The organism is Streptomyces sp. NPDC006643, from assembly GCF_042870175.1.
In the GTDB taxonomy this organism is placed as follows: Bacteria; Actinomycetota; Actinomycetes; order Streptomycetales; family Streptomycetaceae; genus Streptomyces.
This window is the reverse complement of the sequence record NZ_JBIAHA010000001.1, coordinates 280,019-304,595: the sequence shown is the minus strand read 5'-3', so window position 1 is coordinate 304,595 and position 24,577 is coordinate 280,019. Positions and strand designations below refer to the sequence as shown.

Below are 24,577 nucleotides of genomic sequence, written 5' to 3'. Positions count from 1 at the left end.
CCGCCACGGACCGCACGCACGGACCGCGCGCACACCGCACGGACCGCGCACGCACCGCACGCATCGACCGCGCCGCTGGACCCGATGGACCCGAAGGAGCAGGTAATGAAGACCGTCAACCACTGGATCGGTGGCAAGACCGTCGAGGGCGCGTCGGGCAACCGGGGCCCGGTCACCGACCCGGCGACCGGCGCGGTCACCACACAGGTCGCGCTCGCCTCGCCGGAGGAGGTGGACGCGGCCGTGACGGCGGCGAAGACGGCGTACGGCACCTGGGGCACGTCCTCGCTCTCCACCCGCACCGGCATCCTGTTCCGTTACCGCGCGCTGCTCGACGCGCACCGGGACGAGATCGCCGCGCTGATCACCGCCGAGCACGGCAAGGTCCACTCCGACGCCCTCGGCGAGGTCGCGCGCGGGCTGGAGATCGTCGAGCTGGCCTGCGGGATCACCACCCAGCTGAAGGGCGAGCTGTCGACGCAGGTGTCCCAGCGGGTCGACGTCTCGTCGATCAGGCAGCCGGTGGGCGTCGTCGCCGGCATCACGCCGTTCAACTTCCCCGCGATGGTGCCGATGTGGATGTTCCCGCTGGCCATCGCCTGCGGCAACACCTTCGTACTGAAGCCGAGCGAGAAGGACCCCTCGCCGGCGAATCTGCTGGCCGAACTCGCCGCCGAGGCGGGGCTGCCGGACGGTGTCCTCAACGTCGTCCACGGCGACAAGGTGGCCGTCGACTCCCTCCTGGCCCACCCGGACGTCGCTGCGGTCTCCTTCGTCGGCTCCACGCCGATCGCCCGCTACATCCACGCCACCGCGTCCGCCAACGGCAAGCGCGTACAGGCGCTCGGCGGCGCCAAGAACCACATGCTGGTCCTGCCGGACGCCGACCTGGACGCGGCGGCCGACGCGGCCGTCTCGGCGGCGTACGGCTCCGCCGGTGAGCGCTGCATGGCGATCTCGGCGGTCGTGGCGGTCGGCGCGATCGGCGACGAACTCGTCAACAAGATCCGCGAGCGCGCCGAGAAGATCAAGATCGGCCCCGGCACCGACCCGGCGTCCGAGATGGGCCCGCTGATCACCGCGGCCCACCGCGACAAGGTCGCGTCCTACGTGACGGGAGCCGCCGCCCAGGGCGCCGAGGTCGTCCTGGACGGCACCGGCCTGCGCGTCGACGGCTACGAGGACGGCCACTGGATCGGTCTGTCCCTCCTCGACCATGTCCCGACCGACTCCGACGCCTACCGCGACGAGATCTTCGGCCCGGTGCTGTGCGTGCTGCGCACCGAGACGTACGACGAGGGCGTCGCCCTCATGAACGCCTCCCCCTTCGGCAACGGCACGGCGATCTTCACCCGCGACGGCGGCGCGGCCCGCCGCTTCCAGCTGGAGATCGAGGCGGGCATGGTCGGTGTGAACGTGCCGATCCCGGTGCCGGTGGGCTACCACTCCTTCGGTGGCTGGAAGGACTCGCTCTTCGGCGACCACCACATCTACGGCAACGACGGCGTGCACTTCTACACGCGCGGCAAGGTCGTCACGACCCGCTGGCCGGACCCGGCGGACGCCCCGGCCGGTGTGGACCTGGGCTTCCCCCGCAACCACTGACCGCGGCGGCCCACCCCTGACCGCGACGGCCCGCACGGTACCCCTATTCCGCGCGGGCCGTCGCACCTCCCGGGTGACGTGTGTGAATCAGGGAACGAGGTGGCCCGCGGCGCGGAACAGCTCGTACCACTCGGCCCGGGTGAGGGGCAGTTCGGAGCCCTGGGCGGCGCCCGCGACGCGCTCCGGGCTGGTGGTGCCGAGCACGACCTGCATCCGGGCGGGGTGGCGGGTGATCCAGGCGGTCGCGATCGCGATGGCGGGGACGTCGTACTTGCCGGCGAGGCGGTCGATGACGGCGTTCAGCTCCGGGTGGTCGGGCGAGCCGAGGAAGACACCCGTGAAGAAGCCGGCCTGGAAGGGCGACCAGGCCTGGACGGTGATGTCGTTCAGCCGGCAGTAGTCGACGATCCCTCCGCCGTCGAGGGTGACCGCCTGCCGCTCCGCGAGCATGTTCGCGGCGACCCCCTCGGCGACGATCGGCGCGTGTGTGATCGAGAGCTGAAGCTGGTTGGCCACGATGGGCTGACGCACGTACTTGCGCAGCAGGTCGATCTGGCGCGGGGTGTGGTTCGAGACACCGAAGGCCCGCACCTTGCCGGAGGATTCGAGCTCGTCGAAGGCGCGGGCCACCTCTTCGGGCTCGACCAGCGCGTCGGGGCGGTGCAGCAGGAGGATGTCGACGCGGTCGGTGCGCAGGGCCGCGAGTGAGCCCTCGACCGACTTGACGATGTGTTCGTACGAGAAGTCGTAGTACGGCCCGTCCGTCACGATTCCCGCCTTGGTCTGGATCGTGAGCCCGTCGCGCTGGGACGGGCTCAGCGCCATCGCGTCGGCGAAGCGGCGTTCACAGTCGTGCAGCTCGGCGCCGTAGACGTCGGCGTGGTCGACGAAGTCGATGCCCGCGTCACGCGCGGTGCGGACGAGTTCGCGGACCTCCTCGTCCGTCTTGTCGCCGATACGCATCAGGCCGAGCACGAGGTTCGGGGCGAGGATGTCGGTACCGGGCAAGGTGAAGGTCTTCACGACGTTTTCCTTCCAGATGTTCGGGCCCGCACAGGACAGACGGGGGCACTGCGCACTTTAGGGCGCGGAGGGTCGCGCCCGAACCTTGGCGCGGCTGCTCTCCCTCCGGGGAGGCCGTCGCCGTCGCGACGAGCGGTGATGTGTGTCTGTGGACCCGCCGTCCTTCCTTCGGAAGATGCGTCGCCGCCGCGGCGGTGCCCGGAGCGGCGCTTCAGGATCCCCTCGTCACAGCTCGTGAAACCGACGCGCCGGGCGCGTCGAGTTCTCGCCATGCTATGGGCGCAAGACGGGAGGAGCGGCAGTATGGAAGGCATGACGGACATGGTGAATTCAGCCCAGGCCGAGGCGTGGAACGGCTATGAGGGCAGGCACTGGGCGGAGCACCAAGATCGGTACGACAATCTGAACGACGCCGCCAATGCCCCGCTGCTCGAAGCGGCCGGCATAAAGGAAGGCGACCGGCTTCTCGATGTCGGATGTGGGAACGGGCGGGTCACCCGGCTCGCGGCGCGGCAGGGCGCGCGGGCCGTCGGGATCGATCTGTCGGCGCCGATGCTGACGCGGGCCAGGGAGTCCGCGGTGGCGGAGGAGATCGAGGACGTCACGTTCGTACGGGGCGACGCGCAGGTGTACGACTTCGAGGAGGCGTCCTTCGACATCGCGGTGAGCCGCTTCGGGGTGATGTTCTTCGCCGATCCCGCCGCCGCGTTCCGCAACATCGGACGTGCGTTACGGCCCGGTGGGCGGCTCGCCTTCGTCTGCCCGCAGTCGTTCAGCCTCATGGACCAGGCGGTGATCTTCGCGGCCATCGGCACCCAGGTCACGCTGCCCGCCGTCAACGAGGACGCCAAGCACCAGCCCGCCTCCTTCGCCGACCCGGCGCACACCGAACGCGTCCTGAGCGAGGCGGGTTTCAAGGGGATCGGGCTGCGGGCCCTGGCGCTGAGCCAGCACTGGGGCAAGGACGCCTCGGACGCGTCCGCCTTCCTGATGGGCTGGGGGCCGCTCCAGCACTGGCTCACCCTCGCCGACGCCGACGAGCGGACACGCACCCGCGCCCACGACGCCGCCACCGAGGCCTTCCACGCCTTCGAGACCCGTCAGGGCGTACGGCTGACCAGCCGGCTCTGGCTCGTCACCGCCGAGTGGCCCTAGTCCCGGCCCGTTGTCGGGAACTCCCACGTCAGCATCGCGAAGCGGCCCTCGTCGCGCGCGCCGGCGGAGCGGTACGTCGCCAGTGCCGGGTCGTTGTCGGTGTCCACGCCCACCCACATGTCGTAGCAGCCGCCTTCGCGCGCGACGGTCGCCAGAGCCTCGGTCAGTGCCCGGCCGATGCCCCGGCGGCGGTACGGCTCGTCGACGGACAGCTCGTACAGGCACATCTCGACGCCCTTGTCCGGATGCAGCATCTCGATGCCGGAGACGAATCCGGCCGGGACACCGCCGACATAGGCGATCAGCAGCAGATGTCCGGGAGCGGCGAGAAAGCGTTCCGCCCACTCCGGGCGGGCCGGGCCGTCGTACAGATGCTGGGCCGCGACGAGTTCGCCGACCGTCGTCGCCCGACGGATCTCCATGCCGGTCATATGGGTCGTCTCTCCTCGTACGTCGCCGGGCGCGTACCACGGCTGGTGTACGGCGACGTTATCCCGTACTCCTCAAGGAGGCCTGTGAGTTCCGACCGGTGTCAGTGCGGGCGCCGCGCGGGGCCGTTTAGGGTTCAAGCATGGAGATCCCCACCCCCCGACGGCTACGGCTGCGCACACGATGGCTCGCGGGTGCGGCCGTGGCCGCCGTGCTCGTCGGTGCCGGTACCTGGACCGCCGTCGCCTCGGACAGCACACCCACCGTGCACCGGGCCGACCAGACGATGGAGATGCCCGGCGCCCGGATCGACACCTCGTACTTCACCACCGGTGACGGCGACAGGCGCAGGCCCGCCGTCCTGCTCGGCCACGGCTTCGGCGGCAGCAAGAACGACGTACGCGCCCAGGCCGAGAAGCTCGCGCGCGACGGCTACGCCGTACTGACCTGGTCGGCACGGGGGTTCGGCGAGTCCACCGGCAAGATCGGGCTCAACGACCCCGCCTACGAGGTCAAGGACGTCTCCCGGCTGATCGACTGGCTCGCCGGGCGGCCCGAGGTCCAGCTCGACGGAGACGGCGACCCACGCGTCGGTATGAGCGGGGCCTCCTACGGAGGGGCGATCGCGCTGCTCGGCGCGGGCCACGACCCGCGCGTCGACGCGATCGCACCCGTGATCACCTACTGGAACCTCGCCGACTCGCTCTTCCCCGACGGTGTCTTCAAGAAGCTCTGGGCCGGGATCTTCTTCTCCACCGGTGGCGGCTGCGACACCTTCGAGAAGCAGCTCTGCGAGATGTACGACCGGGTCGCCGTCGCCGGGAAGCCCGACGCGGCGGCCGGTGAACTCCTCGCGGAGCGCAGCCCGTCCGCGGTCGGCGACCGCATCAAGGTGCCCTCGCTGATCATCCAGGGGCAGACCGACTCGCTCTTCCCGCTCAGCCAGTCCGACGCCATGGCGAAGGCGATCAAGAGCAACGGCGCGCCCGTCGCCGTCGACTGGATGGCCGGCGGCCACGACGGCGGGAACGCCGAGACCGGCCGTATCGAGAGCCGTATCTCGTCCTGGTTCGACCACTACCTCAAGAAGGACACGAGCGCCGACACCGGACCCGCCTTCCGGGTCAGCCGGACCGGCGGTGTCGACTCCACCGACGGGCAGGCGCTGCTCCGGGGCGCGAGCAGCGACAGCTACCCGGGTCTGCGGAGCGGCATAACGAACGTCCCGCTCTCCGGCCGCCCGCAGTCCTTCGACAACCCCGCGGGCGCCAGCCCGCCCGCCATCTCCACCGTGCCGGGCGTCGGCGGCGGACTGTCCCAGCTGTCCTCGTTCGGCATGGGACTCGCCCTCGACTTCCCCGGTCAGTTCGCCCGCTTCGACTCGCGCCCGCTCGACCGGTCGCTCCAGATCACGGGCTCACCGACCGTCCGGGTCACCGTCAAGGCCGACACCGATGACGCCGTGCTCTTCGGCAAGGTCTACGACGTCGGACCCGACGGCCGCCAGGTCCTGCCCTCCCAACTCGTCGCCCCCATGCGCCTCGAAGGCGTCAAGACGGGCAACGGCCGGACCGTCGAACTGACCCTGCCGGCCGTCGACCATAAACTGGAGGCCGGGCACCGGCTGCGTGTCGTCCTCGCGTCGACCGACCTCGCCTACGCCTCACCTCTCGCCCCCGCCGGCTACACCGTCACCCCGGCCGGCGACCTGTCCGTACCCACGGCGCCCGCCCTCACCACCGCCGCGCCCACGCTCGCCTGGTGGGTCTGGGGCCTGCCGTCGGCGGGTGTGCTGATCGCCGCCGCGCTGCTGTTCACCGCGCGCCGCCGCGTCAGCGCACCGGCGCCCGATCCGGCGCTGGCCGATGTGCCGCTCCAGATCACGGACCTGTCGAAGCGCTACGCCAAGTCCGCCGACCGCTATGCCGTACGGGACCTCTCCTTCCGGGTCGAGAAGGGGCAGGTGCTCGGGCTCCTCGGCCCGAACGGCGCGGGCAAGACCACGACCCTGCGCATGCTGATGGGCCTCATCACCCCCGACGCGGGAGACATCCGGGTCTTCGGGCACTCCATCAGGCCCGGCGCACCCGTCCTGTCCCATGTCGGTTCCTTCGTCGAGGGCGCGGGCTTCCTGCCGCACCTGTCCGGGCGGGACAACCTGGAGCTGTACTGGCGGGCCACCGGCCGCCCCGCCGAGGACTCGCACATCGAGGAGGCCCTGGAGATCGCCGGGCTCGGCGACGCCCTCGCCCGCGCCGTGCGCACCTACTCGCAGGGCATGCGGCAGCGCCTCGCCATCGCCCAGGCCATGCTCGGTCTGCCGGACCTCCTCATCCTGGACGAGCCGACCAACGGCCTCGACCCGCCGCAGATCCGTGAGATGCGCGACGTGATGATCCGTTACGCGGCCAACGGCCGGACCGTGATCGTCTCCAGCCATCTCCTCTCCGAGGTCGAACAGACCTGTACGCATCTGGTGGTCATGGACCGCGGCCGGCTCGTACAGGCCGGTCCCGTCGCCGAGATCACCGGCTCCGGCGACACCGTGCTCGTCACCACGGCCGGACAGGTGCCCGAACCGGTCGTCGACAAGATCGCCGCGCTGGCCGGGATCGGATCCGCGATCCGTACGGACGAGGGTCTGCTCGTACGGCTCGACGGCGCCAGCACCAACACCCTGGTCACCGAACTCATCCGGCTGGATGTGGCGTTGACCGGTGTCGGGCCGCACCGCCGCCTGGAGGACGCCTTCCTCACCCTCATCTCAGGAGCCTCCGCATGAGCGCGCTGACCGAATCGGCTCCGGGCTACCGGGCGGGCCGCACCCTCCCGCTCCGTGTCGAACTCCTGCGACAGCTCAAGCGCAGGCGGACGATGGCGATGGGCGGAGTGCTCGCGATCCTGCCGTTCGTCCTGATCGTCGCCTTCGCCATCGGCGGGACGCCCGGCAGCGACGAGGACGGCGACGGCGGGGGCGGCAGCCGGCTGAACCTGATGGACACCGCGACCGCGTCCGGGGCCAACTTCGCCGCCGTCTGTCTCTTCGTCTCGGCGGGCTTCCTGCTGGTCGTGCCCGTCGCGCTGTTCTGCGGGGACACCGTGGCCTCCGAGGCGAGCTGGTCCTCCCTGCGCTATCTGCTGGCCGCGCCGGTGCCGCGCGCCCGGCTGCTGTGGAGCAAGCTGGCCGTGGCGCTCGCCATGAGCCTGGCGGCGATGGTGCTGCTGCCGGTCGTCGGACTGGCGGCGGGCACGGCCGCGTACGGCTGGGGGCCGCTGGAGCTGCCCACCGGCGGGTCCCTCGGGACGGCCGACACCGTACCGCGCCTGGCGCTCGTGATCGCGTACATCTTCGTCTCCCAACTGGTCACGGCGGGGCTCGCCTTCTGGCTCTCCACCAAGACCGACGCGCCGCTCGGCGCGGTGGGCGGCGCGGTCGGGCTGACGATCATCGGCAATGTGCTGGACCAGGTGACGGCGCTGGGGGACTGGCGCGAATTCCTGCCCGCGCACTGGCAGTTCGCCTGGGCGGACGCCGTCCAGCCCCAGCTGGAGTGGACCGGCATGCTGAAGGGCTCGGCGATCTCCGTCACCTACGCCCTGATCCTCTTCGCGCTCGCCTTCCGGAACTTCTCCCGCAAGGACATCGTGAGTTGAGCCCCTGACGGCGGGGCGCGCCCCGCTCACAGCCAGCCCCGACGAGCCGCTTCCGCCCCCGCGCGGAAGCGGCTCGTCGTGCCGAGGGCCGTGAGCAGCTGGCCGACCCGTCTGCTGTAGGTGCGGGGTGACATGCCGAGGCGCGCCGCCGCGGCCTCGTCGGTGAGCCCGCACAGCATCGCTTCGAGCACCGGACGTAAGTGGGGCGGCAGGACGTCGGTCTCAAGGCCGCCTCCCACCGCGGCGCCGGAGCCCGCACCGGTCTCCGTGTCTGCCGGTGCCGGGCCCGTCGCCGGGTCCCACAGGGCGCCGTCCGACGCGTACCCCCGGGCGGGATACTCCTCGCCGCTGTCCCACCAGTGCTGATGGATACGGACCAGGGCGCCGACGACGACGGGGTCCTGGACCAACAGCAGCCCGTTGAAATGGAGATCGAGGTCGAGGGGGAGTGCGGCCGTCGTACGGTCCACGAGGACCATCTTGAACGGGATCGACTCCGTCTGCCGTGCCCCGCGCGCGAGCGCCCGCAGCTCGTACGGCAGCGCCGCCAGGCCCCGGCGCGGCACGATCCGGCGGACCGTGAGCGGAACGGCGGGCAGGGGAGCGGTCCTGGCATCGGATCCCGCTCCGGCGCCTGCGCCGTTGCCCGCTCCCGCCCCGGCACCTGAGCCACCGCCGGCGCCCGCTCCCGGCTCCGCGCGCGCCTCGGGATCGGCCCGTTCCGCCACGGCGCGCACGCACGACGTGGCGAACTCCAGGAACGGCAACGGCAGACCCTTGCCCAGGGAGTTGCCCGGATCGTCGAACGTCAGCAACTCGTGACGCGCGGAACGGACGAGCGCCGCCAGCGTGGCGGCCACCTGATGGGTGCCGCGGACCGGCCGGCTCGCCGGTCGGAGACTCTCCACCGCGTCCCCCCGCAGTGCGCTTCTCGGCAGCGCCGACCTGTTGAGCACGGAGCCCGGAACATGTGCCACGGCTGACCACCCCCGCCATCCCCTCGGAGCCGTACGCCACTCCATGTACTCATGAGACTGCACACCGTGACAAGTGCAGTTCAGGGAGTGGCGACTCCTTGCCAAAACGGTGTGGAGGCGGAGAACTGCCTCCGCCCGTTGCCGCATTGAGATTCATCCGCAACCTCCGGCGCCGGTCCTGCCGGCCGTCTCGAACGTCAGATTCACAAGTGCCGGTGATTCCAGGGGGGACCGTGACTCAGCGCGACACAAGGACAAGGCTCCGCACGACGACATACCGGGGTGCGGTGGCCGCCCTGCTGGCGGGCGGCCTGCTGCTCACCGGCTGCTCGGGCGGCGGTACGGGGGAGACGAGCCACAGCGCCGACGGACCGGCCCGCGCGGGCGGGCCCGGCACCGGAGCGGGTTCGGGGTCGGGGACCGGGGGCCCGGCCGACGGTCTCGCACAGGACGAGGGGCAGCGGGACGGCGAACAGAAGCAGGACCGGGAACCGGGGAGCGACTTCGCGCCGGAGCCGGACTACCTGTCGACCTTCGCACTGGACGTGGACACCGCCTCCTACGGATACGCGCTCCGCACCCTGGGCGAGGGACGGCTGCCGGATCCCGGCACCGTACGGCCCGAGGAGTTCGTCAACAGCTTCCGCCAGGACTACCCGCGCCCCGAGTCGGACGGCTTCTCCGTCACGGTGGACGGCGCGGCGGCGCCCGGCGCGGCCGACGACTGGTCCCTCGTACGCGTCGGCCTCGCCACCCGGCAGGCCGATCACGGAGGTGAACGCCCGTCGGCCGCGCTCACGTTCGTGATCGACATCTCGGGCTCCATGGCCGAGCGGGGCCGCCTCGACCTCGTCAAGGAATCGCTCGGCATCCTTACGGACGAGCTGCGCGGCGACGACTCGATCGCCCTGGTCACCTTCAGCGCCGAGGCCGAGACCAGGCTGCCGATGACCCGGGTCGGCGACAACCGCTCCCGGATCCACGATGTCGTCGAGGAGTTGGAACCGGCCGCGTCGACCAACCTCGGGGCGGGCGTCGAGCACGGCTACGCGCAGGCCGTCGAGGGGCTGCGCGGCGGCGCCACCAACCGGGTCGTCCTGCTGTCGGACGCGCTGGCCAACACCGGCGAGACACAGGCCGACGCGATCCTCGAACGCATCGCGGACGCCCGTACCGAGCACGGCATCACCCTCTTCGGCGTCGGGGTCGGCAGCGACTACGGCGACGCCCTGATGGAACAGCTGGCCGACCGGGGCGACGGACACACCACCTACGTCTCCGACAGGGAACAGGCCAGGAAGGTCTTCGTCGACCAGCTCCCCACGAACGTCGAACTGCGCGCCAGGGACGCCAAGGCGCAGGTGGCGTTCGACAAGGGCGCGGTCGAGCGGTTCCGGCTGATCGGCTACGAGAACAGGGCCGTCGCGGACGAGGACTTCCGGGACGATCGCGTCGACGGCGGCGAGGTCGGACCGGGGCACACGGTGACGGCGCTGTACGCCGTCAAGCTCCGGCCCGGCGCGAGCGGCGCGGTGGCCAGGGCGACGGTGCGCTGGCTGGATCCCGGGACCCGGGCGCCGCGCGAGCGGTCGGGCTCGGTCGGCGTGGGCGCCGTGGACTCCCCGCTCTGGGGCGAGGCGAGGCCGCGGCTCCAGGTCACCGCCGTCGCCGCGTACTTCGCCGAGGCGCTGCGCGGCGAGTCGGCCGACGACGCGGGCACCGGCGAGGCGTACGGCGCTCCGCCCGGGGCGCCCGATCTCGCCGAACTGGAGAAGCGGGCACGGACGTTGGCCGCCTCCACGGAGGACGAATCGGTGGAAGAGCTGGCGGAGGCGATCGGCCAGGCGGACCGGGCGCGGGGCTGACCGCTTGAGGCCGACCGCGTGAGAGGCCGGCGGTGAGCGGGAGAGCGTGGGGCGGTGCGGCGGGTCCTTCGGGGATCCGGCGCCGAAACGGTGCTGCGCCGCCCCACGTCACGCGCCATGATGTGCGGCATGGCCACTGTCCTGCTCGCGCTCGCCGTCGTCTTCACCGGTCTGTACGCCGGCATCATGCTCATCTTCCTGACCGGGATCATGCCCGCGCTCGCCCGCCTCACGGACGGGCAGTTCGTGACGGCCATGCGCCGGGTCAACGAGGAAGTACCGCGCGGGCTGTTCCTGCTCGTGTTCCTCGCCGAGGTGGCCTTCCCGATCGCCGCGCTCGCCGTCCCCGTCGACGACCGCTCGGACACCCAGTGGTGGCTGCTGCTGGCGGGCCTGATCTGCGTCGTCGTCAACCACCTCGTCACCGTCGCGGGCAACATCCCGCTCAACAACGCCCTGGCGTCCTCCGAGGCGTCGCCGGAGGCGAACCCCGACAGCGCCGTCCGCGCGGCCTTCGAGAGCCGCTGGAACCGCTTCCACGCCGTCCGTACGCTCTTCGCCGTCGCGGGGTTCGCGCTGATCGTCAGCGCCTCGCTGTCGTGACGGTGAACAGCCCCACGGACTCCCGCCGGCTCGCCACCTCCGTGAACCCGGCCCGGGCGGCCCACCGTTCGGCGAGCTCCACCGGGCGGCACCTCATCTGCCACAGGACGCCCTCGCGGTTCGGCAGGACGTTCGCGATGAACTCCAGCTGAGGGTGGTGGGTCTGGGTCGTGAAGACCAGCACTCCGCCGGGCGCGAGCATGTCGCGCAGCCGCGCCACGGACGCCTCGATGACGGTGTCGTCCAGCAGCAGTTCGTAGAGCCCCGACACGACGATGATGTCGGGGGCTTCGGGGGACGGCGCGGGGTCGAGGGCGTCCCCGTACGCGTACGAGATCCCCGTCAGTCCTCGCTCGGCCGCCTGGCGCTCGCCCTGGGCGAGGCCCGCGCGGTCCATGTCGCGGCACTCGACGTGGACGGCGCCGGGCGGATACTCCGTGAGGAGGTCCTGGAGATACCGTCCGGGCCCCGACGCCACGTCCAGGACCCGCGCCCCGCCGCCGCGCCGCGCGATCTCCTTGACGAGGACGTCCTTCAGCAGGTCGCGGCGGGCCCGGATGGCACGCCATCCGACGGCGTTCAGATACACGCGGTCGATGACATGCCCCACGAGGGGGAAGCCGCCCGCCTTGTTGACGTACACGTAGTCCAGCATCGATCCGCTGTCGAACCCGTGCCGGTACCCGACGCGGATCCCGGCGCTCGCGCGGCCGACGGTCTTCAGGAGGGCGCGCATCGCCGCCCAGCGCGCGCGGTTCAGGGCGCCCGTGCGGCGCGGACGGTTCAGAGGGCGTGAGGTCGTGCTCGTCTTCGTCATGCGCATCAGCGTCGGTCCGGAGCGCGGGACCCGGTATCCGCGCGGCTACTCGGGCGGCGTCTGAGTAGGTCCGCGTACGCTCCGTCGGAGACCGCCCCGACCGGCCCAGGAGGACAAGGAAGCCATGGCTGAAGCGGACGACGCGCCCGTGATCGTGAGCAGCGCACCCGGTTCGTTCGCGCGGAGCGTGCTGGCCGAGCGCCATCCCGCCCTCATCCAGCAGGTGAGGGACGCCGTCCCGTGGTCACCGGACCGGCACCGGGCGCTCGACGCGTTGCTCCGCTCCTCCACAGAAGGCGTCATTGAACCGCTGGGTCCGGACGCGCACGACCGTGAGCAGTGGGACGCGTGGGGCGCGGAGTACTTCGGCCGGTCGTGGTTCGACGTGCCGTTCCTCTGGTCCGAGAGCTACTTCTACCGCCTGCTCCTCGAAGCCGTCGGCCACTTCGCGCCGGGCCCCTGGCAGGGCATCGACCCGTTCGCGCCTTTCAAAGAGGCCGAGTTGCGCGGGTCGCTCGTGGACGACGAACTCGCCGCGCTCGACGTGCTCGCCCGCCGGCCCGCCCGGGAGCGGGCCGCCGCCTACCTCCAGGGCTCGCTCTGGGGCAACCGCGCGGACCTGGGCTTCACCGTCGGTGCGCAGGGCACCGGCGAGGGCTCGGAGGCGCGTTCCGGCGAGGACCCGCCGCCCCTCGTCGCGGACGACAGCGAGGCGCTGTGGTCGCTGCTGCCCGGCGTGGGCTCGCCGGGCACCGCGCGGACCGTCCACCTCGTCGCCGACAACTCCGGCCGCGAGCTGATCCCCGACCTCGTCCTCATCGATTACCTCCTCGACTCGGGCCGCGCCGACGGTGTCGTCCTGCATGTGAAGCCGTATCCGTACTACGTCTCCGACGCCACCATGGCCGACGTCGTCGACTGCGCGCGCCGCCTCGCCCAGGCGTCCGGCGGTGCGGGCGAGGCCGGGAAGCGCCTCTGGGCCGCGATGGGTGACGGGCGGCTGGACGTCCGCGCGCACGGGTTCTTCTGCGCGCCGTTCGGATACGGCGAGATGCCCGCCGATCTGCGGGAGCAGTTCGCCGGTGCCGTCCTGACGATCGTGAAGGGCGACCTCAACTACCGGCGCCTCGTGGGTGATCGGCTCTGGTCGCCGACCACGCCGTTCGCCGGGCGGACCGCGTACTTCCCGGGGCCGGTGGCCGCCTTGCGTACCCTGAAGTCCGATGTGATCGTCGGCCTCGAACCGCGCACCGTGGCGCGGCTCGAAGAGACGGCCGACGGCGGTACGGACCAGGCATGGCGTACGAGCGGGACGCACGGGCTCGTACAGGTCAGGACCTGATGGCACGGCATCGAGTGATGAACAGACGTCGGAGGCGAGCCGTATGGCGCTCCAGATCAGCGCGACCAACCCGGAGCAGCCGGCCGTGCTCCTCGACCTGCCCTGGGGCATCCCGCTCGAAGAGTGGCTGGAGGACCGCCTGGTGGCGCTGCCGCGCGGCATCTCGCGCCATGTCGTGCGCTTCGCCGACGCCGGTTCCGAGGTGCTGGCGGTCAAGGAGATCGCGGAGCGTCCGGCGGTGCGCGAGTTCGGGCTGCTCAGGGATCTGCACCGGCTGGGCATACCGGCGGTCGACCCGGTCGCGGTGGTCACGGGCCGGGTCGACGCGGACGGCAGACCGCTGTCGTCCGCGCTGATCACGCGACACCTCAAGGGCTCGCTGCCGTACCGCTCGATGTTCGAGTCGACCATGCGCCCCAGCACGGTGAAGCGCCTCATGGACGCGCTCGCCGTCCTCCTGGTGAGGTTGCATCTGACGGGGTTCGCGTGGGGCGACTGCTCGTTGTCCAACGCGCTCTTCCGGCGCGACGCGGGCGCCTACGCCGCGTATCTGGTGGACGCCGAGACCGGTCAGATCCAGCCCGCGCTCAGCCGTGGCCAGCGCGACTACGACATAGAGCTGGCACGCGTGAACATCGCCGGCGAGCTGATGGACCTGGAAGCCTCCGGCTCGCTGCATCCGTCGGTCGACCCGGTGCCGTTCGGGGCGGCGATCGTGCGGCGCTACGAAGACCTGTGGCACGAGCTGACGCGGGAGTCCGTCTACCCCGTCGACAAGGGCCACTACATCGACCGCCGGATCCGCCGGCTCAACGAACTCGGTTTCGACGTTGCGGAGATGCAGATAGAGCGGTCGCCGGTGGGCGACACGGTCACCTTCCTGCCCAAGGTGGTGGACGCGGGTCACCACCAGCGCCAACTGCTGCGGCTGACCGGCCTGGACGCGGAGGAGAACCAGGCACGGCGGCTGCTCAACGACCTGGAGAGCTGGATGGCCGGCCAGGACGACTACGCGCCTGGCGACCCGCTGGGCGCGCGCCCCGAGGTCCTGGCGCACCGCTGGGTCCGGGATGTGTTCCGGCCGACCGTACGGGCCGTACCGCTGGAGCTGCGGAGCCGGACGGACGCGGCGCAGACCTACCACGAGGTGCTGGAGCACCGGTGGTATCTGTCCGAGAGGGCCGGGCACGACATAGGTCTCGACGCGGCCATCGAGGACTACGTCGCCCACATAGCGCCGTGCACCCAGCCGGACTCGGTGGCCGGCACCGGAGCCCACGACGCGTGACCGGGCCCGCCTGATCGACTCCGCCGGGCCGGCGCAGAGCTGTGCGGCCCCGCCGCGACGGGGGAAACGCGGCGGGACCTGGAGAGCGAATGCCCGGCGCTCCGGCGGTTACACATACCACTTCGTGTGGCGTGGACCACTGCCGAATCCGGCGGTCGACCCCCACCGGACGATCACCCTCCGTGACTGAAATGTGCTGAATGTGCGCGTCGGCGTGGAGCAGGGGAAAATTCCGGTCCATGAGTGAAAGAGGCGATTCCTCCACCACTGGCGCGCCGAATCAGACGGTGGCCCTCGCGGCCATGCTGTTCGCCGTCTCGATGACGTTCATCGACCAGACGATCGTCTCCATCGCCGCGCCGGACATCGTCGACGAGCTGGGGCTCTCGTCCTCCGGGATGCAGTGGGTGATCAACGCCTATCTGCTGACGCTGGCCGCGTTCTTCGCGCTCGGCGGGCGGCTGGCCGACATCGTGGGGCATCGCCGGATCATGGTGATCGGCACCCTCGTCTTCGTGATCTCGTCCGTGCTGTGCGGATGCGTGCCGGCCGGGAGCTACGCGCAGAGCTGGCTCATCATCTTCCGGGCCTGCCAGGGCCTCGGCGCCGCCCTGATGTTTCCCGCCGCGCTCGCCGTGGTCATCGCCGTGTTCCCGGTCGAGCGGCGCGGCCGGGCGCTGGCGCTGTTCTTCGGACTCTCCGGCGCCCTCACCGCCGTGGGCCCGCTCCTCGGCGGCTGGCTCACCGGCTGGACCTGGCGGGCGATCTTCTGGGTCAACGTCCCGGTCGCCGTCATCGCCCTCGTACTGACCGCCAGGGCGCACATCAGGAACACCCCGCGCCGTGACCGGCTCGACGTGCCCGGTGCCGTGCTGGTGGCCGTCGGCATGGGGCTGAGCGTGCTGGGCTTCCAGCAGGCGTCCGCGTGGGGGTGGGGCAGCGCGGCCACCTGGGGATGCATCGTCGGCGGCGTACTCGTCCTGGTCTGCTTCTGCCTCTTCGAACTCCGCGTCCGGGAACCGCTCGTCAAGCTCCAGGTCTTCAAGGACAGGGCCTTCGCGGTGGACAGCGCGGTGCTGTTCTTCGCCATGCTCGCGTTCGTCCCGGTGTTCTTCTTCGCGTCCGTCTACGCGCAGGTCTCGCTGAGCTCGTCGCCGAACCAGGCCGCGCTCTTCCTGCTGTACTTTTTCGTGGGCTTCGCCCTCGCGTCGCAGTGGGGCGGGCGCGTCCTGGACAAGCGGGGCGCCAGACCGGCGATGAGGCTCGGCACGGCGGTCGGGGCGGTCGGATTCGCCCTGTGGGCGTCAAAGCTGACGGACCTCTCCGCGCACGACCAGTGGCCGTACGTGGCGCTGGCCGGCGCGGGGATCGGTCTGCTCCTCTCCCCGGCCTCCACCGACGCGGTCAACCGGGCGATCGGCGCCTCCTACGGAGAGGTCACCGGCATCACACAGACCATCAGATACTTCGCGGCGAGCGTGGGACTGGCGGTCTTCGGCACCGTACTGACGCATGTCACCACCGACCGGGTCGTGGAGACCCTCCGGTCGAAGGGCGTACCGGCCGGTGAGGCGCGGGACGCGGCCCGGAGCGTCGCGGAGGCCGTGTCCGGGCAGGCCGACACGCGGCAGCCCGGCGGCGGGAGCGAGGTCGCGCGGACCATGCGGGACTCGATGGACGCGATCCGGCTGGACTTCGCGGAGGCCAACCGGTGGGTGTTCTACGGGATGGCCATCGCGCTCGGGCTGGCGTTCGTCTGCTCGCTGTTCCATCCCGGGACGCGGGTGACGGGGACCACGCCGCAGCCCGGTGGGTCCGAGGACGCGGGCGGGCCGGGGGAGCCGGGGAAGCCGGAGGGGTCGGGAGAGCCAGGGAAGCCAGGGAAGCCAGGGAAGCCGGGGAGGCCCGCGGGGGTCTAGCGGTCCCGGCCCGTTGTCGTACCCCTGTGGCAGGGTGTTTTCAGGTGCTGAACGACGCGCACTTTCCTACCTCGTTGACCCCTGCCCACCGAAGGAGCACATCCATGTCCGGTCCCGGACCCGGCGACGCCCCCGACAGAGTGCTCGACTCCCTGAACGCCGTCGCGTCACTGCTGGCGCCCGACCACCCGGCCGTCGCCGAACAGGTGCGGCACGCCCACCAGGACCCCGAGGGCTATGTGCGTACGTACGCGGTCCGGCTGGAGGACCGCGGCATCGACGAGCCGTTCCCGGGGCTCGCGTGGATCGCCCTCGTCGACGCGCTGCACGAGCACAAGCTGCTCGCGGAGCTCGACTGGAAGGAGAGCGCCGAGGAGATCCGGTGGCGGATGGGCGGCCTGGCCTCACGTCCCTCCGTGGATCCCTGGGTGCTGTTCGAGGACGCCGAGATGCGACTGACGACCCATGACTTCCTTGAGGCGTGCGGCCGGCACTACCGAGAGGTCGGCACCGCCCTGGTGATCCTGGATATCGAGTCGGACTGCTATCCGGTGGCGTGCCTGAGCCCCCGGCGGGTGGACGAACTGATATCCCACGCCAAGGCCGCCGGCTTCGCGGCGTGGCCCCTCGGTGTCTAGGCCCTGTCCCCCGTACAGGACCTAGACACCGGATCGGGGAGCGGCGTCGAGCGTGTGCCGCAGTCGGTCGAGCGCGGGTCGCGCGCCGCCGTCCGTGCCCGGCCGTTGCCGGGCGGTCCTGAGGTCGACCAGGCGCGCCAGGATGCCCATGACGACGTGGAGGGGCGGCCCGCTGGTCGTCAGACCGGCCGTCCCCGACTCCTGCTCCGGCTCCTGTGGCACACGGGCGGCGGGAGCCTGGAGAAAGGGGACGACGAGCCGGTGGTGGTGGAAGGCTGACGCGGCGCCGTGCAGACGGCACACGGCGAGGAACAGCTCGGCGTTGTCGCGCAGTTGGGGCGTGAGCGGGTCGGCCGCGGTCTCCCGGAGGAAGGCGTCGAGCAGCGGCTCGGCCGTCACGGTGGCCCGTAGCGTGGCCTGGTCCTCCGGCGGCATGTACGGGTACTTCTCCGTCAACAGGGCCTGGTAGAAGGGGTCGTACGGCGAGCAGAGGCCGAGCAGCACATCGATCGAGTTGATCGCCGCGAAGTCACCCGCGTTCACGCCCCGGTACTCCACGGCGCCGACGTGGTGCCCCGAGAAGTACGGCCTGATGTTGAGGAAGAACCGGTCGATGTCGAGTGTCTTGCTCAGCGTTCTGCCCAGGTCCAGTACGTCCTCCAGGCCCGACCGCGCCTCCCGCAGCAGATACGCCGTCAGCGGGCTGGAGACGCCGAGCGTCGGGACACGTCGCAGCGCGGCGGCCGTGCGCTGGTACGCCAGTACCGACAGGCCGTTGTACAGGATGAAGGCGCGTTCGTCCTCAAGCGTGGTGAAGGTACGGAAGGCGTCCCCGACCGCCCGGTTGTACAGGGCCTGGTGCGCGAAGACGAAGCGCGGCACGACACCGAGCGACGACGCCAGCAGTTGGGCGAGCGGCCAGGCGGCGGACTGCGGCCCCTCGATCTCGTGACGGCGGCAGGCACCGAGGTAGAGCCCGACCGAGCCCAGGAGTTCGTACCGCTCGTCGTCCCCCGCGGGCAGCGAGTGCGGCGCGCCGCCGTCCGTGACGCGCCCGACCAGTTCGGCGCCCTCACGGCCGATCCGAAGCCTGGCCGCCGCGACGTCCGGCAGGTCGTACGGAATCCGGCCCTCGGCCGCGAAGTACACCTCCTCCAGGCGGGTGTTGAGGGCGACGAAGTCGTTCCTGATCCACCGGTCGAAGTCGTCAGCGGCAGTGGCAGTGGTCACGGCGTAACTGCTCCAGTGCGGTGCGGGGGAGAGGAGGACGGGCGCGGAAGGGGGGCGCTCGCACCATCCCATCCTCCGCGCGGCCCGGTCTCCAGGACCAATGACGCTCTCCTATAGAGGTCCAATCGGGACGGAGGTCCGACCGGGCGCACCTGCCACTGGGCTTACGCCTGGTCGAGGCGGTCGCGCTGGTCCTGGGTGAGCCGCAGATCCAGCGCGTCCAGGGACTCGTCCAGCTGGGCGACCCCGCTGGCGCCGATCACCGGGATGACCGGCAGCTCGCCGCCGAGCAGCCAGGCCAGCACGACCTGCCCGCCGGTGGCGCCGGTTTCCCGTGCGACGTCACGCAGTACGGCGAGCTGCGCGTCGGCGCCCGGGTGGTCGAACGGGGCCGGCACGGGCTTGGCCGGGTCGGAGTAGGCGCCGCCGAGCAGCGGCGTGTACGCGAGCAGGGTGAGGTCGTCCCGCTCGGCACGCGCGTAGTCGAGGAGTTCCGGGGTGGCGTGCTCACCCGTACCGAAGGTCGCGCCCGGTCTGGGCCGCAGATAGGTGTACTGCTGCTGGACACAGGTGTATCCGGCCAGCCCGCGTGCGCGCGCCAGTGAGCGGGCGCGTTCGATGCGCCAGGTCAGCTGGTTGCTGGCGCCCACGAGGCCGACGGTGCCGTCGGCGACGAGCGCGCCGAACCCCTCGACGGTGTCGCTCTGCGGGGTCGTACGGTCCTCGATGTGTCCGAACAGGACATCGACCCGGTCCGTGCCGAGCCGGCGCAGGCTGCCCTCGACGCCGGCGCGCAGGGCCTTCGCTGACAGCCCTTCGGCGTTCCCGGGCCAGCTGCCCGGACCCGCCGGGCGGGCGCCGGCCTTGGTGGCGAGCACGATCTCGTCCCGGTTGCCGCGCGCCGCCATCCAGCGCCCGATCACTTCCTCGCTGTCGCCGCCGTGGGCGCCGTCCTCCCAGAACGCGTAGCAGTTGGCGGTGTCGACGAAGGTGCCGCCGCGCGCCACGAACCGGTCCAGGATCGCGAAGCACGTGGCTTCGTCGACCCGGGTTCCGAACGGCATGGTGCCCAGACAGAGCGTGCTGACGAGAGGGCCGGGCGCGGCGTCGTGACGGCGGCCGAGGGTGCGAAAACGCATGGGTGCTCCGCGAGTTGGAGAGGGGCTGGAGTGGGTACGCCGGGAACTCTCCCGGTTGGCGTGCACTTCAAGTCAAGGCCGGGCGGAAGCGCCGGCCGGGCCGCGCCCGTACCTCCGCCCGCGTTTTAATGCCGCGTGCGATGCGGGCCGCGCTGGTTAGGGTGACCAGCGTGATCGATGCGATGTACCGAACGCTTCTGCGGGCCGGGCACGACAGCGGCGACTGGGAGCCCGTCACGGACGGGGAGTCCGGGGCCGGTGTCTTCCGGTCCCAGGACGGCTCGCGGTACGCCAAGTGTGTGCCCGCAGGCTCCGCGAACTCCCTCGCGGACGAGCGCGATCGTGTCGACTGGCTCAGCGGGCAGGGCGTCCCCGGGCCGCGCGTGCTCGACTGGCGGGTCACCCCCGATGCGGTCTGTCTGATGACCAGTACCGTCGCGGGGATTCCCGCCGACCAGGTCGACGCCCCTCGGCTCCGGGCGGCGTGGGAGCGGATCGCGGACGCCGTACGGCATCTGCACGAACTGCCCGTGGAGCGGTGCCCGTTCAGCCGGGATCTCTCGCGGATGTTCGCCACCGCCCGCGACGTCGTCGCGCGAGGCGCGGTCAATCCGGAGTTCCTGCCCGAGGACCAGCAGGGGACGCCCGCCGACGAACTGCTCGCGCGCCTCGATCCGCAGCTCGACCAGCGGCTCGCCCAGGAGGACGGCGAGAGCGTCGTCTGTCACGGGGACCTGTGCCTGCCCAACATCGTCCTCGACCCGCAGACCCTGGGCGTGGCGGGCTTCATCGATCTGGGCCGCCTCGGCCGGGCCGACCCGTACGCCGACATCGCCCTCCTCCTCGCCAACTCGCGCGAGACATGGGCCGACGAGGGGCGGGCGGAGGACGCGGACGAGGCGTTCGCCCGGCGGTACGGCATCGAGCTGGACCGTGAGCGCGAGATGTTCTATCTCCATCTCGACCCGCTCACCTGGGGCTGACACCTGATCCGGGCCAACGCCCCAACCCCGTTCGTTCACCGGTGAGTTCCCGACAGCACCTGACGAGTCCGGAGGAGTGGAGATGCCCGGTCACCACAGCACGCGTTGACGTCGTAGGCCACGACCGGCCCGTCATCGCGTGCCGCCCTTCGAGCTGCGGCACAGCGAACCCTTCCCCGCCCCGTTTCGGCGGTTTCGTTCCCGGCAACTCAAGGGGTCTCCCATGCCCACCGTTCCTCCGTCGAGCCTCTGGCGCGATCACGATTTCCGCCGTCTCTGGCTCGGCCAGACCGCCTCCCAGTTCGGGGCGCAGGCAGGTCAGGTCACCCTGCCGCTCCTCGCCGTGGTGGCGCTCAACGCCGACGCCGCGCAACTCGGCGCCCTGCGCGCCGCCCAGCAGATACCCATCCTGCTGTTCTCTCTCTTCGTCGGTGTGTGGGTGGACCGCCGGCGGTCCCGCAACGTGATGGTGCTCGCCGATCTCGGCCGGGCCGTGGCCCTGGGCGTCATCCCGCTCGCGTTTCTCTTCGGCGTACTCGGCATTCCGGTGCTGCTCGTACTCGCCTTCCTCGTCGGCGTACTCACGGTGTTCTTCGACGTGGCCTACCAGGCCGCTCTCGTACGACTGGTGAGACGCGACTGGTTGGCGCAGGGCAACAGCGCCCTGGAGGGCAGCCGGTCGGCCGCGCAGGTCGGCGGTCCCGCGCTCGGCGGCGCGCTCGTGTCGCTGCTCTCGGCGCCGGTCGCCGTCGTCACGGGCGCGTTCTTCTTCACCGTGTCCTGCCTCTCGATCCGGCGGATACGTCACCGCGAGAAGCTGCCCACGCCTCCGTACGGAGAGCTGCCGGGCCGTCCCGGCGGAGAGTTGCCGACGTCTCCGTACGGAGGGCGATCCGCACCCCGGATGGGACGGCAGATCCTTGAGGGGCTCCGCTTCGTCGCCCGCGATCCCTCCCTGCGGGCCGTCGGTATCGCCTCCGCCCTCTTCCACTTCTTCTTCGCGGCGATGATGACGGTCTATCTGCTCTTCCTGCCCCGCACGCTGCAACTGTCGGGCGCGGGTGTGGGCCTGGTGCTCGCGGCCATGGGGCCGGGCGCGGTCGTGGGCTCACTCCTGGCGGCCGGCCTGCCGAGGCGGCTCGGCCACGGGGTGGTGCTGGTGTCATCGGCGGTGCTCGCCGAGGGCGTGCTGCTGTGCGTACCCGCGCTGCGCGGCTCCGGCGGCCCGACGATCGCCGCCCTGATGGTGGTCAACTTCCTGTTCGGTGTGTTCAGTCAGCTGGTCGATGTGACGGTGATGGCCGTACGTCAGGCGATCACGCCCCTGCCGATCCAGGGCCGGGTCGTGGCGACCCTCAACTTCGTCGGTATGGGGCTGACCCCGCTCGGCTCGCTCCTCGGCGGATTCCTGGCGACTGGGTGGGACCCGCGAACGAGCCTGCTGCTGACCGTAGTCGGGCTCTTCCTGTCCCCGGTGTTCATGGCGCTCTCACCTCTCGCGCGCCTCGGGAAGGAGCTTCCGGCGCCCGGCGGCACCGCCTAGAACCTGTCAGGATCCGGGCGGTGCCGCCGGGCGGTGCCGCGAGGTGCGCCGCCTGGCGCGCCACCGGCGTCAGACGAACAGCGGGACCGGATTCAGTTCCTCGTACGGCGTGGGCGCGTCCAGCCGGCCCAGCTGTACCGGTACGTCGAAGAGTCGCCCCGGTGCGTACCTGGCCCAGAAGTGCCGCAGACCCGGCACGATCACCTTGACCACCGGGAGCCCGACGTCCGGCCTCGTCTGGTCGAGGACCAGCAGCTCCAGGCCCTTGCCCCGGACCAGGTCCGTGATCGCCCGTACGTCGTCCAGCAGATCGGCGCGCCGGGGTACGGCCCAGTGCCCCGGAGCCCGCGGCGCGGTGTGCGGATCGGGCGTGAGCCACGGCCGTCCGGCGGCCGTGGCGCCGCGCCACCAGGAGAGCGGTTCCGGATCGTCGATGAGATATCCGGTGCCGTCGGGCCGGGCCCCGCCGACCGCGGGCAGCAGCTGGCCCATCTCCGTCAGCGCCCGGCGCAGGGCGATCCGCGGATCGAAATGGCAGCCGAAGCCGAAGATCACGTCCTGCGCAGGCTTGTCCGTACGCCGGGACAGCGCGGCCAGCACCGGTATCCCGAAGTCGGACGTCAGGTCCAGGACCCACAACTCCCGCCCCACCCGCCGGTATCCGGCGCGCAGCCGCTCCACGTACGGCTCACCGAAGGTGTCGAGGTCCACCCCCGGCTGCCGGGTGCGGTTGTACCACCACAACGCCACGGCGTCCCGCTCGACCAGTTCGAGGAAGCCCTGGACCAGGGCGTCCTCGGGGCTGCTGCCCGCCGCGTTCCCGTTGGAGTCGGCCCACAGGCCGTCCACCGGGCCGCGCGGCTGACCGGGGCCCGCGAAGTACAGCAGCGACGTGGGCAGCAGCCGTTGGGTGCCGCCGGTCAGCGACCAGACCGGAGTCCACCGGGTCGGCCGTGTCTCGTCGAACGGGGCGGAGACATGCTGGAAGCGCGAGTGCCGGGCGTTCCACCTCTGCCGCTCCTCGAACTGCCGAGTCGCGTACAGCTGGGAGGAGTTGGGGTGCACCGCGTCGGCGCCGAGCGAGCGGTAGGTGTCCAGCACGGTGGGTTCGTCCCCGTGCAGGGTGCCGCTGTGCCGCTCCACCGCCTCGCACAGCGCGCTGACCCTGGCCTCCGTCTCGGTGAGTCCCTTCCCGCCGCTGAGCGCCCGCAGCCCGGCCTTGAGCCCGGCGAGTGTCGCCGACTCCATGGCCAGGTTCTGCCCCGACAGATAGCTGTGGACGAAGTCCGGGGTGCCGGGTGCCCGGCGGAGTTCCTTGACGATGCCGGTCACCGGATCGACCAGATGCCCGTGGGCCCGGAGCATCTGCGCGGTGGACAGCGCCCGGTGACCGTTGCCCTCCGCCGCCGCCTTCGGACGGGAGGCCGGCACGAACGGCTCCCGCACCCGCCGGGCGACGATCCCGGGGTCCCCGCAGTGCGCGCACTGCGGGGACCTGCGGACCGGATGGGACGTCGTGCGCAGCCGCGCCGTGTCCAGGGTGCGGATGTGCCGCTGGTCCGTGTGCCGCGCCCCGGCCAGCCACTTCGCCGTTTCCAGCACGGCGATGTCGACGGCCAGCGAGCGTCCCGCCGCCAGCGAGGCGACGGGGCGGGGGAGCGGGCCGGCCAGCCCCAGGGCGCGCTGGGCCGGCAGCTCCGCGCGCCGGTGCCCGCGCAGCCGGACGGCCAGACAGTGCCAGCACGGCCCGGCATCGGGCCGGAAGACCGGGCCCACCCAGGGGTCGGCGCCGCACAGCTTGGCGATGAGCCAGGGCCGTCCCGCCGCGCGATGGGCCCGGTCCACCGCCGCGAGTTGCGGCGACAGATAGTCGTCGCACAGGACGAGCGCGAGATCGGCGCGGGCCCGGTCCTCGGTGACCGTGACGCCCGACGCGCGACAGGCCGCGGCCACGGCGTGCGAACTGGTGCCCGGCAACGCCTCGATCAGGACGGTGGCGCCCGCGAGCCGCGCCGCCGCCGGGCCGCTGTCGAGACCGATCAGGTCCCAGTACGCCTCGGCGGCCGGATCGGCGGGCCCGCCGCCGGCCGGAGCCGCGGCGCGGCAGCGCAGCAGCCCCGCGGTCTCCAGCGAGTCGAGCGACGCGTCGACCTCCTCGGTGCTCAGGAAGCGGCCGGCCTCCCGCAGGATCGCACTACGGGTGCGGGTCCCGTCCAACAGTGGTACGAGGATGTCCACTTGAGCGCCTTGGAGGGCCGTGACCCCTCGCCTGGACACCAGATAGGTGGCGTCGCCCAGCGACACGGCCGGGCGCAGATGGCTCTTGAATCCCAGCAGGACGTCGTCGTCCCGCGTCGTCGCCGACAA

The 24,577-nt window shown here is 71.6% G+C and carries 19 protein-coding genes; 12 read left to right on the top strand and 7 right to left on the bottom strand.

All coding sequences use genetic code 11. The annotated features are described in order from the left end of the window. Positions 1 to 105 precede the first annotated feature (105 nt). A complete protein-coding gene (locus ACFYNU_RS01205) occupies positions 106 to 1,605 on the top strand; it encodes a CoA-acylating methylmalonate-semialdehyde dehydrogenase (RefSeq protein ID WP_356589765.1) in 1,500 nt (499 codons plus the stop codon). An 87-nt stretch (positions 1,606 to 1,692) separates the two neighbouring features. On the opposite strand, the gene ACFYNU_RS01200 is transcribed toward ACFYNU_RS01205, so the two are convergent. Further along, positions 1,693 to 2,628, bottom strand: a complete 936-nt coding sequence (locus ACFYNU_RS01200; RefSeq protein ID WP_356589767.1) for an aldo/keto reductase — start codon at positions 2,626 to 2,628, stop codon at positions 1,693 to 1,695. A gap of 303 nt (positions 2,629 to 2,931) precedes the next feature. On the opposite strand from ACFYNU_RS01200, the gene ACFYNU_RS01195 reads away from it, so the two are divergent. After that, complete coding sequence (locus ACFYNU_RS01195; RefSeq protein ID WP_356589769.1) at positions 2,932 to 3,783, top strand: methyltransferase domain-containing protein; 852 nt, start codon at positions 2,932 to 2,934, stop codon at positions 3,781 to 3,783. On the opposite strand, the gene ACFYNU_RS01190 is transcribed toward ACFYNU_RS01195, so the two are convergent. Then, positions 3,780 to 4,205, bottom strand: coding sequence for a GNAT family N-acetyltransferase (locus ACFYNU_RS01190; protein ID WP_356590025.1), 426 nt, complete (start codon positions 4,203 to 4,205; stop codon positions 3,780 to 3,782). The two genes, ACFYNU_RS01195 and ACFYNU_RS01190, sit on opposite strands and share 4 nt — an antisense overlap. Positions 4,206 to 4,354: 149 nt before the next feature. On the opposite strand from ACFYNU_RS01190, the gene ACFYNU_RS01185 reads away from it, so the two are divergent. Both ACFYNU_RS01185 and ACFYNU_RS01180 read left to right on the top strand, forming a co-directional pair. After that, on the top strand, positions 4,355 to 6,994 hold the full coding sequence (locus ACFYNU_RS01185; protein ID WP_356589771.1) for an alpha/beta fold hydrolase: 2,640 nt from the start codon (positions 4,355 to 4,357) through the stop codon (positions 6,992 to 6,994). Continuing rightward, a complete protein-coding gene (locus tag ACFYNU_RS01180; RefSeq protein WP_356589773.1) occupies positions 6,991 to 7,866 on the top strand; it encodes an ABC transporter permease in 876 nt (291 codons plus the stop codon). Before ACFYNU_RS01185 ends, ACFYNU_RS01180 begins: the two co-directional genes overlap by 4 nt. 26 nt (positions 7,867 to 7,892) lie before the next feature. Here the strand turns inward: ACFYNU_RS01180 and ACFYNU_RS01175 are convergent, their stop codons facing one another. Continuing rightward, positions 7,893 to 8,843: a DNA-binding response regulator gene (locus tag ACFYNU_RS01175; RefSeq protein WP_356589775.1), complete on the bottom strand. Its 951-nt coding sequence runs from the start codon at positions 8,841 to 8,843 to the stop codon at positions 7,893 to 7,895. Positions 8,844 to 9,130: 287 nt separating this feature from the next. On the opposite strand from ACFYNU_RS01175, the gene ACFYNU_RS01170 reads away from it, so the two are divergent. Continuing rightward, positions 9,131 to 10,708, top strand: coding sequence for a von Willebrand factor type A domain-containing protein (locus ACFYNU_RS01170; protein ID WP_356589777.1), 1,578 nt, complete (start codon positions 9,131 to 9,133; stop codon positions 10,706 to 10,708). Positions 10,709 to 10,837: 129 nt separating this feature from the next. Next, positions 10,838 to 11,311, top strand: coding sequence for an anthrone oxygenase family protein (locus ACFYNU_RS01165; protein ID WP_356589779.1), 474 nt, complete (start codon positions 10,838 to 10,840; stop codon positions 11,309 to 11,311). On the opposite strand, the gene ACFYNU_RS01160 is transcribed toward ACFYNU_RS01165, so the two are convergent. After that, complete coding sequence (locus tag ACFYNU_RS01160; protein ID WP_356589781.1) at positions 11,292 to 12,128, bottom strand: class I SAM-dependent methyltransferase family protein; 837 nt, start codon at positions 12,126 to 12,128, stop codon at positions 11,292 to 11,294. The genes ACFYNU_RS01165 and ACFYNU_RS01160 overlap by 20 nt on opposite strands. A gap of 124 nt (positions 12,129 to 12,252) precedes the next feature. On the opposite strand from ACFYNU_RS01160, the gene ACFYNU_RS01155 reads away from it, so the two are divergent. The 4 genes from ACFYNU_RS01155 to ACFYNU_RS01140 all read left to right on the top strand — a co-directional run bounded on the left by ACFYNU_RS01155 (position 12,253) and on the right by ACFYNU_RS01140 (position 17,315). After that, positions 12,253 to 13,470 (top strand): damage-control phosphatase ARMT1 family protein, encoded by a 1,218-nt coding sequence (locus tag ACFYNU_RS01155; RefSeq protein WP_356589783.1) that lies wholly within the window; start codon positions 12,253 to 12,255, stop codon positions 13,468 to 13,470. 43 nt (positions 13,471 to 13,513) lie between these two features. Further along, entirely contained in the window at positions 13,514 to 14,758 is a 1,245-nt protein-coding gene (locus tag ACFYNU_RS01150) for a DUF4032 domain-containing protein (protein ID WP_356589785.1), read from the top strand. A gap of 239 nt (positions 14,759 to 14,997) precedes the next feature. Further along, positions 14,998 to 16,677 (top strand): MFS transporter, encoded by a 1,680-nt coding sequence (locus tag ACFYNU_RS01145; protein WP_356589787.1) that lies wholly within the window; start codon positions 14,998 to 15,000, stop codon positions 16,675 to 16,677. A gap of 104 nt (positions 16,678 to 16,781) precedes the next feature. Next, positions 16,782 to 17,315: a hypothetical protein gene (locus tag ACFYNU_RS01140; protein ID WP_356589789.1), complete on the top strand. Its 534-nt coding sequence runs from the start codon at positions 16,782 to 16,784 to the stop codon at positions 17,313 to 17,315. A 21-nt stretch (positions 17,316 to 17,336) separates the two neighbouring features. Here the strand turns inward: ACFYNU_RS01140 and ACFYNU_RS01135 are convergent, their stop codons facing one another. Both ACFYNU_RS01135 and ACFYNU_RS01130 read right to left on the bottom strand, forming a co-directional pair. Next, positions 17,337 to 18,545 carry a monodechloroaminopyrrolnitrin synthase PrnB family protein gene (locus ACFYNU_RS01135; protein WP_356589791.1) on the bottom strand — a complete coding sequence of 403 codons (1,209 nt, stop codon included), beginning with the start codon at positions 18,543 to 18,545 and terminating at the stop codon, positions 17,337 to 17,339. Between the two features lie 164 nt (positions 18,546 to 18,709). Then, entirely contained in the window at positions 18,710 to 19,684 is a 975-nt protein-coding gene (locus ACFYNU_RS01130) for an aldo/keto reductase (protein WP_356589793.1), read from the bottom strand. A gap of 182 nt (positions 19,685 to 19,866) precedes the next feature. Here ACFYNU_RS01130 and ACFYNU_RS01125 point away from each other — a divergent pair, with 182 nt between their 5' ends. Both ACFYNU_RS01125 and ACFYNU_RS01120 read left to right on the top strand, forming a co-directional pair. Beyond that, complete coding sequence (locus ACFYNU_RS01125; RefSeq protein ID WP_356590027.1) at positions 19,867 to 20,667, top strand: APH(3'') family aminoglycoside O-phosphotransferase; 801 nt, start codon at positions 19,867 to 19,869, stop codon at positions 20,665 to 20,667. A 223-nt stretch (positions 20,668 to 20,890) separates the two neighbouring features. Beyond that, positions 20,891 to 22,210 carry an MFS transporter gene (locus ACFYNU_RS01120; protein ID WP_356589795.1) on the top strand — a complete coding sequence of 440 codons (1,320 nt, stop codon included), beginning with the start codon at positions 20,891 to 20,893 and terminating at the stop codon, positions 22,208 to 22,210. A gap of 69 nt (positions 22,211 to 22,279) precedes the next feature. On the opposite strand, the gene ACFYNU_RS01115 is transcribed toward ACFYNU_RS01120, so the two are convergent. Continuing rightward, positions 22,280 to 24,577 (bottom strand): TOMM precursor leader peptide-binding protein, encoded by a 2,298-nt coding sequence (locus ACFYNU_RS01115; protein WP_356589797.1) that lies wholly within the window; start codon positions 24,575 to 24,577, stop codon positions 22,280 to 22,282.

Bases quoted from the DNA above. Each gene is read 5' to 3' on its own strand.
- ACFYNU_RS01205 (WP_356589765.1), top strand. From the start codon at position 106: ATGAAGACCGTCAACCACTGGATCGGTGGCAAGACCGTCGAGGGCGCG.
- ACFYNU_RS01195 (WP_356589769.1), top strand. From the start codon at position 2,932: ATGGAAGGCATGACGGACATGGTGAATTCAGCCCAGGCCGAGGCGTGG.
- ACFYNU_RS01190 (WP_356590025.1), bottom strand. From the start codon at position 4,205: ATGGAGATCCGTCGGGCGACGACGGTCGGCGAACTCGTCGCGGCCCAG.
- ACFYNU_RS01185 (WP_356589771.1), top strand. From the start codon at position 4,355: ATGGAGATCCCCACCCCCCGACGGCTACGGCTGCGCACACGATGGCTC.
- ACFYNU_RS01180 (WP_356589773.1), top strand. From the start codon at position 6,991: ATGAGCGCGCTGACCGAATCGGCTCCGGGCTACCGGGCGGGCCGCACC.
- ACFYNU_RS01165 (WP_356589779.1), top strand. From the start codon at position 10,838: ATGGCCACTGTCCTGCTCGCGCTCGCCGTCGTCTTCACCGGTCTGTAC.
- ACFYNU_RS01160 (WP_356589781.1), bottom strand. From the start codon at position 12,128: ATGACGAAGACGAGCACGACCTCACGCCCTCTGAACCGTCCGCGCCGC.
- ACFYNU_RS01155 (WP_356589783.1), top strand. From the start codon at position 12,253: ATGGCTGAAGCGGACGACGCGCCCGTGATCGTGAGCAGCGCACCCGGT.
- ACFYNU_RS01150 (WP_356589785.1), top strand. From the start codon at position 13,514: ATGGCGCTCCAGATCAGCGCGACCAACCCGGAGCAGCCGGCCGTGCTC.
- ACFYNU_RS01145 (WP_356589787.1), top strand. From the start codon at position 14,998: ATGAGTGAAAGAGGCGATTCCTCCACCACTGGCGCGCCGAATCAGACG.
- ACFYNU_RS01140 (WP_356589789.1), top strand. From the start codon at position 16,782: ATGTCCGGTCCCGGACCCGGCGACGCCCCCGACAGAGTGCTCGACTCC.
- ACFYNU_RS01130 (WP_356589793.1), bottom strand. From the start codon at position 19,684: ATGCGTTTTCGCACCCTCGGCCGCCGTCACGACGCCGCGCCCGGCCCT.
- ACFYNU_RS01125 (WP_356590027.1), top strand. From the start codon at position 19,867: ATGTACCGAACGCTTCTGCGGGCCGGGCACGACAGCGGCGACTGGGAG.
- ACFYNU_RS01120 (WP_356589795.1), top strand. From the start codon at position 20,891: ATGCCCACCGTTCCTCCGTCGAGCCTCTGGCGCGATCACGATTTCCGC.